The organism is Planomonospora algeriensis (assembly GCF_977012225.1).
This window is the reverse complement of record NZ_CDRNDK010000032.1, coordinates 17622-29546: the sequence shown is the minus strand read 5'-3', so window position 1 is coordinate 29546 and position 11925 is coordinate 17622. Positions and strand designations below refer to the sequence as shown.

The 11925-nt window shown below is 72.3% G+C and carries 8 protein-coding genes and 1 pseudogene; 7 read left to right on the top strand and 2 right to left on the bottom strand.

Translation table 11 applies throughout. From position 1 onward, the window contains the following. The 7 genes and pseudogenes from ACWJ6R_RS06160 to ACWJ6R_RS06130 form a co-directional block, all read left to right on the top strand. A pseudogene (locus tag ACWJ6R_RS06160) lies at nucleotides 1-590 on the top strand (hypothetical protein); the annotation flags it as partial. A 150-nt stretch (nucleotides 591-740) separates the two neighbouring features. After that, nucleotides 741-3080 (top strand): AAA family ATPase, encoded by a 2340-nt coding sequence (locus tag ACWJ6R_RS06155; RefSeq protein ID WP_449061260.1) that lies wholly within the window; start codon nucleotides 741-743, stop codon nucleotides 3078-3080. A 152-nt stretch (nucleotides 3081-3232) separates the two neighbouring features. Next, entirely contained in the window at nucleotides 3233-4216 is a 984-nt protein-coding gene (locus tag ACWJ6R_RS06150; RefSeq protein ID WP_449061259.1) for an ABC transporter permease, read from the top strand. Further along, the gene (locus ACWJ6R_RS06145; protein ID WP_449061258.1) at nucleotides 4217-5125 is read left to right on the top strand and encodes an ABC transporter permease; all 909 of its coding nucleotides are present in this window, start codon (nucleotides 4217-4219) and stop codon (nucleotides 5123-5125) included. Continuing rightward, a complete protein-coding gene (locus ACWJ6R_RS06140; RefSeq protein ID WP_449061257.1) occupies nucleotides 5122-7218 on the top strand; it encodes a dipeptide ABC transporter ATP-binding protein in 2097 nt (698 codons plus the stop codon). Before ACWJ6R_RS06145 ends, ACWJ6R_RS06140 begins: the two co-directional genes overlap by 4 nt. A 16-nt stretch (nucleotides 7219-7234) precedes the next feature. After that, nucleotides 7235-8956, top strand: coding sequence for an ABC transporter family substrate-binding protein (locus ACWJ6R_RS06135; RefSeq protein ID WP_449061262.1), 1722 nt, complete (start codon nucleotides 7235-7237; stop codon nucleotides 8954-8956). 65 nt (nucleotides 8957-9021) lie between these two features. Further along, nucleotides 9022-10101, top strand: a complete 1080-nt coding sequence (locus tag ACWJ6R_RS06130) for a winged helix DNA-binding domain-containing protein (RefSeq protein ID WP_449061256.1) — start codon at nucleotides 9022-9024, stop codon at nucleotides 10099-10101. A 36-nt stretch (nucleotides 10102-10137) separates the two neighbouring features. Here the strand turns inward: ACWJ6R_RS06130 and ACWJ6R_RS06125 are convergent, their stop codons facing one another. Both ACWJ6R_RS06125 and pnuC read right to left on the bottom strand, forming a co-directional pair. Next, nucleotides 10138-11244, bottom strand: a complete 1107-nt coding sequence (locus ACWJ6R_RS06125) for an AAA family ATPase (RefSeq protein ID WP_449061255.1) — start codon at nucleotides 11242-11244, stop codon at nucleotides 10138-10140. Then, the gene (gene pnuC / locus ACWJ6R_RS06120) at nucleotides 11241-11882 is read right to left on the bottom strand and encodes a nicotinamide riboside transporter PnuC (RefSeq protein ID WP_449061254.1); all 642 of its coding nucleotides are present in this window, start codon (nucleotides 11880-11882) and stop codon (nucleotides 11241-11243) included. The genes ACWJ6R_RS06125 and pnuC overlap by 4 nt, the downstream gene beginning before the upstream one ends. Between the last annotated feature and the right edge of the window lie 43 nt (nucleotides 11883-11925).

The window sequence follows — 11925 nt, the reverse complement described above, 5'->3', positions numbered from 1 at the left end:
TGGCGCTCCTCGTGGCGGCCTCGCTCGCGCTCGGCGGCGCGGCCGCCGGGGCGCTCCTGGGACTCCCCGACCTGCTGGTCCGCCTGACGTGGCAGGCGGTGGTCGGGGTGCTGGTGGCGGTGGTGGCCGCCTACGCCATCAGGTCGGTCCGGGCGTGGTGGAGGGGAGCGCCCGGACCGCGGCGGGCCTCGCTGGCCATGAGCGACAGCCGCGGTCGTCACCCGCCCGGCGACGTTCGGCCGCCGGTGCGCTTGAGCGGGGAGGTGCGGCACGCCTTCACCTCCGCACGCGGGGTGGTCCTCGCCTACACCGGCCGGACGGGGCCGCGCGCGCTGGCCGTCGGGTCGGTCGGTTCGGTCGGCCCCGCCGGGGAGCTCCGCCTGATCGCCGCCGGTGACGCGTGGGACGCGGCCGAGCACGATCCGAGGGTGTCGGTGTTCGTCGCCGACCCGCTGGAGCGCAGGTTCTGGGCCGAGGTGCGCGGCATCGCGATCGGCGACGCCGAAGCCGAGACGCTCCGGATCACTCCCGAGCACGTCGTGGTCGGGGAGTACCCCGGTCGCCACCAGGGCCGCCTCCGCGACGGGTGAGCGGTCCGGCGGGACCGGCGGCCGGAACCGGTGGCGGGACCGGTGGCGGGACCGGTGCGGCGGAGGTCCGCCCGGCGCGCGGTGCGGCGTTCGGACACGCCCAAATCTCCTTCCGGTGCGGTATAACCGGGGGCAGACCGGGGAGGCGTGATGCGGGACTCCGACAGGGCCAGGCCGGCGGGGCGGGCTGCGGCGCGGGACCTGTTCGAACAGGTGCGACTGCGCTATTTCCGTCTTTCACCGGGAAAGCGCAGGCTGATCCATGCCGCCGTGCTGATCGGGGCGGTCGGGCTGGCGGTGAGTCTGGGCTGGCAGCCGGTCACCGCCTTCCTCCTCACCCTCGCCCTGCTCGGCTTCGCCACGCTCGCTCTGCGCTTCCCGCGCGCCGCCGCCACGGTGGCGGTGGTGGTGCCCTGGATGACGATGACGAGCCTGCTCGACGGCCGCTTCCCGCAGTCGTGGATCCCGCTGGGGCTGATGCTCCTCGCCCTCCCGGTGGCGGGGGCCGCGCACCTGATCAGCTGGGTCCCGCCGTGGCTGACCGCGCTGGCGGCGCTGGCCGGCGCGGGAGTGATCGCCCTCGTCCTCGTCCTCGCCGGGTTCCCGCCCACCGCCGTCCTGTGGGCCGCGTACGGCACGGCCGCCGCCGTGCTGGTCTACCGCCTGGTCCAGGCCCGCCAGGTCAGGGCGGCGGCGGCCCGGGAGCAGCCGGTCCGGGTCAGGCTCAGGGACGGAGGGCCGCCGCCGCAGCAGTCCGCGGACCGGGCCGCGCCGCCGCCCATCTCGGTGGAGGAGGCGCTCGGCGAGCTGGACGGCATGGTCGGCCTGGCTCCGGTGAAGGAGCAGGTCCGCTCCATCGCCGCCTCGATCGAGGCCTCCCGCCTGCGCAGGGAGGCCGGCTACTCGACCGACCCGCCGATGCGCCACTTCGTCTTCGTCGGTCCGCCCGGCACCGGGAAGACCAGCGTGGCCAGGACCGTCGCGAAGATCTTCTACGCCTTCGGCCTGCTGGAGACGCCCTACGTGGTGGAGGCGCAGCGGGCGGACCTGGTGGGGGAGTTCCTCGGCGCGACGGCGATCAAGACGAACGAGCTGATCGACCGGGCACTCGGCGGGGTGCTCTTCGTGGACGAGGCCTACAGCCTGATCAACTCCGGCGACGGCCAGCCCGACCGGTTCGGCTCCGAGGCGGTGCAGACGCTGCTCAAGCGGGCCGAGGACGACCGCGACCGGCTGATCGTCATCCTGGCGGGCTACGAGAAGGAGATGGGGGCCTTCCTGTCCTCCAACCCCGGTCTGTCCAGCAGGTTCGCCACCCGGGTCCGCTTCCCCGGCTACTCGGCCGGGGAGCTGGCCGAGATCACCGGGCTGCTGCAGGCGCGCCGGGGCGACCGGATGGCCGAGGAGTCGAGACCGGCTCTGCTGACCCGGTTCGAGGACCTCCACCGCCGGGGCGTCGTCGACGAGCTGGGCAACGCCCGGTTCGTGCGCAGCCTGGTGGAGGCGGCGGCGCAGGCGCGCGACGTGCGGGTGGTCGGCGCGGGCGGCTCGCCCACCACCGAGGACCTGGTGACCGTCACCGGGCCGGACATCGCCAAGGCGTTCGACGAGCTCACCGCCCGCTACCAGGACTACCAGGCCACTCCGACCCTGGAGGAGGCGCTCGGCGAACTGGACGGCATGGCCGGCCTGGAGCCGGTCAAGCGGCAGGTGCACGCGATCGCCGCCCAGCTCCGGATGGCGCGGATGCGCCAGGAGCGCGGCCTGCCCACTCCGCCGCAGATGCGGCATTTCGTCTTCACCGGGCCGCCGGGCACCGGCAAGACCACCGTGGCCCGGGTCCTCGGCCGGGTCTTCGCCGCGCTGGGCCTGCTGGTGCGGCCGGACGTGGTGGAGGCGCAGCGGGCCGACCTGGTCGGCCAGCACCTGGGCGCCACCGCGATCAAGACGAACGAGCTGGTGGACCGGGCGCTCGGCGGGGTGCTCTTCGTCGACGAGGCCTACAGCCTGGTGAACGGCGGCTACGCCGGCGGTGACGCCTTCGGCGCGGAGGCGGTTCAGACGCTGCTCAAGCGGGCCGAGGACGACCGCGACCGGCTGGTGGTCATCCTGGCCGGATACGAACGGGAGATGGACGCCTTCCTGGCGACCAACCCGGGGCTGTCCAGCCGGTTCAACCAGCGGGTGCGCTTCCCCTCGTACACCTCGGCCGAGCTCACCGAGATCGCCGAGCTGCTCGCGAAGCGGTCGGGCGACCGGTTCGACGCCCCCGCCCGCCACGACCTGGCCGACGTCTTCACCTGGGTCTGCGAGGACGGGCTGATCGACGGCCTGGGCAACGGCCGTTTCGCCCGCTCGCTGTACGAGCGCGCCGCGATGCGCCGCGACGTGCGCCTGGCCGCCCTCGACGGCGCCGCCAGCGCCGCGGACCTCACCACGATCACCAGCGCCGACGTGCGCGCCGCCGTCGACGAACTCGCCGGCCGCTGACCCCGGGCCGCTGACCCCGGGCCGCTGACCCCGGGCCGACCACGAGGGCCGCCGACCCTGATCGGACCCCCGATTGGCGACTCTGTGCGTTCTGATGATTACATCATGTAGCAGTATGGCCACAGACAGCGGAGTGCTCCGGAGGGAGGGCGATGGCGGGGTTCCTTTTCCGCAGGTTGCTCAACTATGTCGTGCTGATCGTGGTGGCCACCAGCCTCGCCTACATGCTGGCGGCCGGAGCGCTCAACCCCCGCGCCAACTACGAGGGCCGCAACCCGCCGATCCCACCGGCGGTGATCGACGCCCGGCTCACCGAGCTCAACCTCAACGACAGGACCCCGCTCTTCGAGCGCTACCTGACGTGGGCGGGGGGCGTCGCCCGGGGCGACTTCGGCAAGATGGTGACCGGCGGCTCGGTCAACGAGGACCTCGCCCGCCGCATCGGCGTCACCCTGCGCCTGATCACGATCGGGCTGGTCCTCGGCAGCGTCACCGGAGTGCTGGTCGGCGCCTACGCCGCGGTCAGGCAGTACGGCGCGTTCGACCGGGTGTCCACCGGCGTCTCGTTCTTCGTGCTGGCGATCCCCACCGTGGTGCTCGCCAACATGCTGATCATCGCCGCGGTCTGGGTCAACGGCCTGCTGCCCCAGCCGATCGTGTACGTCAGCGGGGAGTTCTCCGCCGGCCTGACGGGCGGGTTCTGGGCCCGGGTGGTCGACCGGATCCAGCATCTGATCCTGCCGACGATCTCGCTCTCGCTGGGCCTGATCGCCATCTACAGCCGCTACCAGCGCAACATGATGCTGGACGTGCTCGGCGCGGACTTCATCCGCACCGCGATGGCCAAGGGCCTGCGCCGCCGTACCGCGCTGATCAAGCACGCGCTGCGCACCGCGCTGATCCCCGCGGTCACCTACTTCGCGTTCACCTTCGGCTCGCTGCTGGTCGGCACGACCTTCACCGAGAAGATCTTCGGCTGGCACGGCATGGGGGAGCAGCTGGTCAACTCCATCTACACCAACGACGTGAACAGCGTCGCGGCGATCAGCTGCTTCGCGGCCTTCGCGGTGCTGGTGGCCTCGCTCGCCTCCGACGTGCTGCACGCCGTCCTCGATCCGCGGGTCCGGGTGGGATAGATGAGCATCGCCGACGAGGAGCACGCCGAGGAACTGGCGGGCGTCGAGAGGATCGGGACCCCCTCGCGCCTGAAGGTGGTCGCGGGGCGGTTCTTCCGCTCGGGGCAGGGGCGGATCGGGTTCGCACTGCTGGCGGCGATGTTCCTGCTCGCGTTCGCGGGGCCGCACCTGAGCAAGTGGGGCTACACCGACAAGGACTTCACGGCGTTCCTGGCGCCGCCCTCGGCCGAGCACTGGTGGGGCACTCTGCAGACCGGCGCCGACGTGTACGCCGTCACGCTGCGCGGCATGCAGAAGTCGCTGATCGTCGGGCTGCTCGCCGCGGTGGTCGGCACCGGGCTGGCGGCGGTGGTGGGCGCCTTCGCGGGCTACTTCCTCGGCTGGACCGACCGCACGCTGATGTGGGTCACCGACCTGCTGCTCGTGCTCCCGGCCTTCCTCATCCTGGCGATCATGTCGCCGCTCTTCGCCGAGGGCCAGTGGCTGCTGTTCGTGCTGATGCTGGCGCTGTTCCTGTGGATGGTCACCTCGAAGATCGTGCGGAGCATGACCATCTCGCTCAAGGAGCGCGAGTTCATCCACGCCGCCAGGTTCATGGGCGTGCACCCGATGAAGATCATCTTTCGGCACGTCATCCCCAACCTGTCGTCCCTGCTGATCGTGGACGCCACGCTGAACGTGAGCGCGGCGATCCTGACCGAGACCTCCCTGTCCTACTTCGGCTTCGGCATCCAGCCGCCGGACGTCTCCATGGGCAGCCTCATCGCCGACGGCGCCAAGACGGCGGTCTACGCCCCCTGGACGTTCTGGTTCTGCGCCGGGCTGCTGGTCGTCACCGTGCTCGCGGTGAACCTGGTCGGAGACTCCCTGCGCGACGCCTTCGACCCCACCGCGAAGAGGAACCGATGAGCGATCCCGTCCTCGAGGTCACCGGCCTCGACGTCACCTTCGGCTCCGGTCCCGGAGCGGTGCACGCGGTGCGGGGGGTCGGCTACGCGCTCCACCCCGGCGAGGTGCTCGGCATCGTCGGCGAGTCCGGCTCGGGCAAGTCGGTGACCTCGCTGGCCGTGATGGGCCTGCTCCCCCCGAACGCCCGGGTCACCGGCTCGGTGCGGCTGAAGGGCCGGGAGATCCTGGGCGCGAGCGAGAAGCGGCTCACCGCCTTCCGCGGCAAGACGATCTCGATGGTCTTCCAGGACCCGCTCTCCGCGCTCACCCCGGTCTACCGGGTCGGCGACCAGATCGCCGAGGCCGTCCGGATCCACCAGGACGTGAGCGGGCCGGCGGCGGACAGGCGGGCCGTCGAACTGCTCGACCTGGTCGGCATCCCCAACCCGGCCCAGCGGGCCAAGGCGTTCCCGCACGAGTTCTCCGGCGGCATGCGCCAGCGGGCGGTGATCGCGATGGCGATCGCCAACGATCCCGACGTGATCATCTGCGACGAGCCGACCACCGCGCTCGACGTCACCATCCAGGCGCAGGTGCTGGAGGTCCTCAAGACCGCGCAGCGGGAGACCGGCGCGGCGATCGTCATGATCACGCATGACCTGGGGGTGGTGGCCGGGTTCGTCGACCGGGTCCTGGTCATGTACGCCGGGCGCCCCGTCGAGACCGGGCCGGTCGACGACATCTACTACCGCCCGCGCATGCCGTACACCATCGGCCTGCTCGGCTCGGTCCCGCGGCTGGACGCGGGGGGACGGCGGCGGCTGGTCCCGATCGAGGGCAACCCGCCGTCGCCGGACGCGCTCCCGCCGGGCTGTCCGTTCGCGCCGCGCTGCCCGCTGGTGGTCCCCGAGTGCGACGCGGCCGAGCCGCCGCTGGAACCGGTGGGCTCCGGCGACCGGCGGGCCGCGTGCATCCGCGCCGGGGAGATCGAGGAGGGGCGGATCCCGCCCGGCGAGGTCTACGCCCGCAGCGGGGGCGGCAGGACGGGCCGCCCCGCCGCGCCGGGAGCCGGGACCGGTGAACGGCGCCCGCCGGCGCCGCGCGGCGAGCGCCGGGTGGTCCTGGAGGTGGACGACCTGATCCGCCACTACCCGCTGATGAAGGGGGCGGTCTTCAAACGCCGGGTCGGCACGGTCTACGCCGTGGACGGCATCGGCTTCGACATCCGCGAGGGCGAGACGCTCGGGCTGGTGGGGGAGTCGGGCTGCGGCAAGACGACGACGCTGATGGAGATCCTGGAGCTGGCCAGGCCGCAGCGCGGCACCATCGCCGTGCTGGGACGCGACACCGCCGCGATGACCTCCCGCGACCGGCTGGCCGTCCGCCGGGACATGCAGGTGGTCTTCCAGGACCCGCTGGCCTCGCTGGACCCGAGGATGACCGTCCACGACATCCTCGCCGAGCCGCTGCGCACGCACGGGGTCAGGGATCCGGGACCGCGGGTGCGGGAGCTGCTGCTGCTGGTCGGGCTGGACCGGCAGCACGCGGCCCGCTACCCGCAGGACTTCTCCGGCGGCCAGCGCCAGCGCATCGGCATCGCCCGCGCCCTGGCGCTGGAGCCGAAGCTGGTCGTGCTGGACGAGCCGGTCTCGGCGCTGGACGTCTCCATCCAGGCGGGCGTGATCAACCTGCTGGAGGACCTGAAGGACCGGCTCGGCCTGTCCTACCTCTTCGTCGCGCACGACCTGTCGGTGGTCCGGCACATCGCCGACCGGATCGCGGTCATGTATCTCGGGAAGATCGCCGAGATCGGCCAGGTGGACCGGGTCTACGACACCCCCATGCACCCCTACACCCAGGCGCTGCTCTCGGCGATCCCGCTGCCCGACCCGGAGAAGGAGCGCTCCCGGACCCGGATCCTGCTCGAAGGGGACCTGCCGAGCCCGGCCGCCCCGCCCTCGGGCTGCCGGTTCCGCACCCGCTGCCCGAAGTTCCGCGACGTCCTGTCCGACGGGGAGCGGGAGCGGTGCGTGGACGAGGAACCCGTGATCCGGGTGCTGGACGAGGACCAGGGCGCCGCGTGCCACTACGCCGAGAAGATCAAAGTCGTATGAACCAGGAGGAACCGTGATGATTGTCCGGCGCATGGGCGTGCTCGCCGCCGCCCTGACCGTGGCGTGCTCACCGGCTCTGGCCGGCTGCGGGCAGACCGGCCCCGGCGGGGGAGGGCAGAGCGGGGCGTCGCCGGGCGCCCCCGCGTCCGCGGTCAAGGCCTACGACATCAACCCGGTCGCGCGCGACCAGGTCAAGGACGGCGGGCTGCTCCGCTGGGGCCTCAACGAGTATCCGACCAACTGGAACCTCAACCACGTCGACGGCAACCTGGCGATGGTCAAGAAGGTCACCGACGCGCTCATGCCCTCGGCCTTCCGCTCGAACGAGAAGGGCCAGATCTCGGCCAACCCCGACTACGTCACCGCCGCGAAGGTCACGGCGACCGCGCCCAAGCAGGTCGTCACGCTGACGCTCAACCCGAAGGCCAAGTGGTCCGGCGGCGAGGCGATCACCTGGCAGGACTACGAGGCCCAGTGGAAGGCGATGAGCGGCAAGAACGCCGACTACCGCGTCGCCACCACCACCGGTTACCAGGACATCGAGAGCGTGAAGAAGGGCAGGAGCGACCAGGAGGCCGTCATCACCTTCGCCAAGCCCTTCGGGGACTGGCAGTCGCTGTTCATCCCGCTCTACCCCAGGAGCACCAACGGCAGCCCCGAGGCCTTCAACAACGCCTGGGTGAACAAGATGCCGGTGACCGCGGGCCCGTTCAAGTTCGGTGCGTTCGACCAGACGGCCAAGACCATCACGATCAACCGCGACGACGCCTGGTGGGGCGACAGGGCCAAGCTGGACCAGATCGTCTTCCGCGCGCTGGAGAGCGACGCGCTGGTCGGCGCCTTCAGCAACGGCGAGCTGGACACCTTCGACGTCGGGCCCTCCGCGCCGGACTACGCGCGGGCCAAGGGCACCGCGAACGCGGTCGTACGGCAGGCGGCCGGCCCCGACTTCCGGCACCTGACGATGAACGGCGAGAGCGCGGTGCTCTCCGACGTGAAGGTCCGCCAGGCCGTCGCGATGGGCGTCGACCGCCAGGTCATCACCCAGTCCGACCTGCAGGGCCTGGACTGGCCGATCGTCCTGCTGAACAACCACTTCTTCATGAACACCCAGGGCGGCTACCAGGACAACGCCGGAGAGGTCGGGGTCCACGACCCCGAGAAGGCCAAGCAGCTGCTCGACGCGGCCGGCTGGAAGCTCTCCGGCCAGGTCCGCAAGAAGGACGGCAAAGAGCTGAACCTGCGCTTCGTCGCCCCCTCCGGCCTGCAGCTCACCAAGTCCGAGGCCGAGCTGACGCAGAACATGCTGTCCAAGATCGGCGTCAAGGTCACCCTCCAGTCGGTGCCCAGCGACGACTACTTCACCAAATACATCATCCCCGGCAACTACGACATCACCGCGTTCTCCTACGTCGGCACGCCCTTCCCGGTCTCCAGCGGCTACGGCCAGTACGCCAACGCCGCCAAGGACTCCAAGGGCGAGCTGCAGTGGAACGCCAACCTCGGCCGCATCGGCTCCAAGGAGATCGACGCCGCGATGAACGCCGCCACCGCCGAGCTGGACCCGGCCAAGGCCGTCGCCAAGGCCAACGCCGCCGACAAGCTGATCTGGCAGGCGGTCAACGTGCTCCCGCTCTACCAGCGCCCGCAGAACGTCGCGGCCAAGAAGACCATCGCCAACCTGGGCGCCCGCGGCTTCTACGACCTGAGGTACCAGGACATCGGCTTCGCCGAGTGACCCCGGCGCTCCCGCGGCCCGGCGCCGTCGGCGCCCGGGTGTAGAAATGATCTATGACTCTCCAGGTGGCCTGGCCCCAGGTGCTCGCGTGGCGGTTGAGACGGCAGTTCGTCGACCCGGCGGCCGGGCCGGACGCGGTCTCGGTGGTCCGGCGGCTGAGCGGGGTGCAGGCCCAGGTGGCGTCCTCGGCCGAGCTCGCCGTCGCCGTACGGCGGGCGGACCCGCGGCGCGGCGAGATCGACGAGGCCCTGTGGCGCGACCGCACGCTGGTCAAGACCTGGACGGCGCGCGGCACGCTCCACCTGGTCCCCGCCGACGAGCTGCCCGCCCACGCCGCGGTCCTCGGCTCGTTCCGCCACTGGGACAAGGGGTCCTGGCAGCGCGGCCACGGGGTCACCGCGGCGGAGACGGCCGCGATCCTCGACGCGGTGCCGAAGGCGCTCGAAGGCCGGACCCTGACCCGCGAGGAGCTGGTCGGGGCCGTCATCGGGATCACCGGTGACGGCCACCTGGCGGAGGCGCTCACCTCGGGATGGGGCGCGTTGCTCAAGCCGCTCAGCTTCCTGGGCGAACTCTGCTACGGGCCGCCCCGGGACGGCAGGGTGACCTTCGCCTCCCCCCGCGACCACGTGCCCGGCTGGCCCGCCGCGCTCCCCTCCCCGGCGGAGGGCGGCGCGGTCCTGGTCCGCTCCTTCCTCGGCGCCCACGGCCCGGGCACGCCGGAGACCTTCGACACCTGGCTCTACCGGGGCGGAGCCCGCAAGGCCGCCCTGCGCGGCTGGTTCCGCGACCTCGCCCCGGAGCTGGCCGAGGTGGAGGTCGAGGGCCGTCCCATGGTCCTGCTCGCCGAGCACCTCGACGAACTGGCCGCGACCCCGCCCGCCGGGGGCGTGCACCTGCTGCCCGGCTTCGACCAGTACATCCTCGGCGCCCCCCGCGACCTCGAACCGCTCCTGCCCCGGGAGGCCAGGGCGAGGGTCAGCCGCGCGGCCGGCTGGATCTCCCCGGTGGTGGTCCACCGGGGCCGGGTGGCGGGCGTCTGGGAGGCGAAGAACGGCGAGGTCACCGTGGAGCTGCTCGAGGACGTCCCGGCGGCCGCCCTCGCCGCCGAGACCGAGCGGGTGAAGGCCCTGCTGAACCGATAGCACCGCGCGCTCCAGGCGGCCCCTCACATCGGCCCCTCACAGCGGCGGAGCGAAGGCCCATCCCCGTGCGAGCAGGCCGTCGACCGCTTCGACGGCCTGCTCCAGCCGTGCGCGCGGCGGTCCGGAGACCACCAGGTGCGGCAGTCCGCGCGAGGTCAGCTCCTCGCGGAAGCGCAGGTCCATCCGGTGCCGGACCGCCTCGCCGTCCCGCCAGCCGTCCTGCTCGAACGGCACGCCCTCCACCGAGGTGTGGATCCACAGGTCGTGCCGGGCCCGCGGGTGCACGGCGCCGGGCGAGCCCAGGTAGCGCTCGTGCCACAGCGCGGTGGCGAACGCGTCGGTGTCGCACACCAGCAGCGGGGATCCGGCGCGCGCGGCGGCGTCCTCCCAGAGCAACTGGCGCTCGGCGATCAGCGCGAACTCCGCGGACTCCCACTCCAGGTCGTCGAGCCACGGCTCGGGCAGCCCGGCGGTCTTGGCCCGGCGCCGTGCCAGGGCGAGTTTCTCCTCGCAGTACGTCCTGCCGTACTCGGGCACCCACCGGGTCTCCGCCCACGGCCCGCCCCGGGCGGCGTAGTGGGCGGCCAGCGCTCTGGCCAGGGTGGTGGTCCCGCTCGACTCCGCGCCGACGACCACCACGCGGCGGGCCAGGTGACCGCGGACCGCGGGGGAGAGCCACCGCCAGCACGAGACGGGGTCGGAGCGGACCGCCGTCCCGCTCACGGGGAAGCGCTCCCGGCCGGGGTCGACGCCGACGTGGACGGCGCCGAACCGGCGGGCCAGCTCCGGGCCGTACTCCTCCGAGGAGAAGACGGCGTCGACGGCCGGGGCCTCCCCGTGCGCCAGGGCGAGCGCGTGCCGGAACACCTCGACGTGCGCCGACCAGATCTCCGGATCGTCGTAGTCGATCTCGACGTCGTCGACCACGGGGGCGACCGTCACCCCGGGCTGCGGGTGCGCCTCGCGCAGCCAGGCCGCGCGCAGCGCCAGCGGGACGCTCTCCGCGGTCGAGGCGGTGACCACCACGCTCAGCCGGGCGCACCGCGCCGCCGCGGTGTCGATCAGGTGGTGGTGGCCCGCGTGGGGAGGGTAGAACTTGCCGATCACCAGGCCGTGGGCGAAACGGGGGAGGCCGGTGCTCATGCCGCCACCGGGACGAGCCGGGCGGACAGGGCCCTGCGCCAGGCCAGCAGACCCGAGACGCAGAGGGCGAGGAAGACGACGTAGAGGGCACTGGTGAGGTAGAGGCCCTTGTAGGCGTAGAGCGGGATGTAGACCAGGTCGGCCGCGATCCACAGCCACCACGACTCCACCAGCTTGCGGGTCTGCCCGTAGGTGGCCATCAGGGACAGCGCGGTGGTCAGGGCGTCCCAGAAGGGCACCGTCGAGTCGGTCCAGGCGGCGAGGGCGAAGGTGAGCGCCGCGGCGGTGGCGACGCCGCAGCCGGTCAGCGCCGCCCACTCGGCCCGCCCGGTCGAGCGGACCGCCAGCGCGGTCCGGCCCTGCCCGCCGTACCGCCACTGCCACCAGCCGTACAGGCCGAGCGCGACGTAGACGACCTGCAGGGCGGCGTCGGCGTAGAGACCGACGGCGAGGAAGACCAGCCCGAGCAGGATCACGTTGACGACACCGATCGGCCAGTTCCAGATGTTCTGGCGGGCCACCAGCCAGACCGTGAGGATCCCGGTGGCGAAACCCAGGAGCTCGGCCCCGCTGGTCGGGGCTCCGGCGATGGTGAACACAGGTTGGAGGAGGGGTTCGAGGAATTCTGCGAGCGTCATGCCGTCTCCTTAATCGTCACTATGACGATAAAGGGTTTTTGGA

Excerpts from the sequence above, each read along its gene's own strand:
- pnuC (WP_449061254.1), bottom strand. The coding sequence starts at position 11,882 with ATGACGCTCGCAGAATTCCTCGAACCCCTCCTCCAACCTGTGTTCACC.
- ACWJ6R_RS06145 (WP_449061258.1), top strand. The coding sequence starts at position 4,217 with ATGAGCATCGCCGACGAGGAGCACGCCGAGGAACTGGCGGGCGTCGAG.
- ACWJ6R_RS06125 (WP_449061255.1), bottom strand. The coding sequence starts at position 11,244 with ATGAGCACCGGCCTCCCCCGTTTCGCCCACGGCCTGGTGATCGGCAAG.
- ACWJ6R_RS06155 (WP_449061260.1), top strand. The coding sequence starts at position 741 with ATGCGGGACTCCGACAGGGCCAGGCCGGCGGGGCGGGCTGCGGCGCGG.
- ACWJ6R_RS06150 (WP_449061259.1), top strand. The coding sequence starts at position 3,233 with ATGGCGGGGTTCCTTTTCCGCAGGTTGCTCAACTATGTCGTGCTGATC.
- ACWJ6R_RS06135 (WP_449061262.1), top strand. The coding sequence starts at position 7,235 with ATGATTGTCCGGCGCATGGGCGTGCTCGCCGCCGCCCTGACCGTGGCG.
- ACWJ6R_RS06140 (WP_449061257.1), top strand. The coding sequence starts at position 5,122 with ATGAGCGATCCCGTCCTCGAGGTCACCGGCCTCGACGTCACCTTCGGC.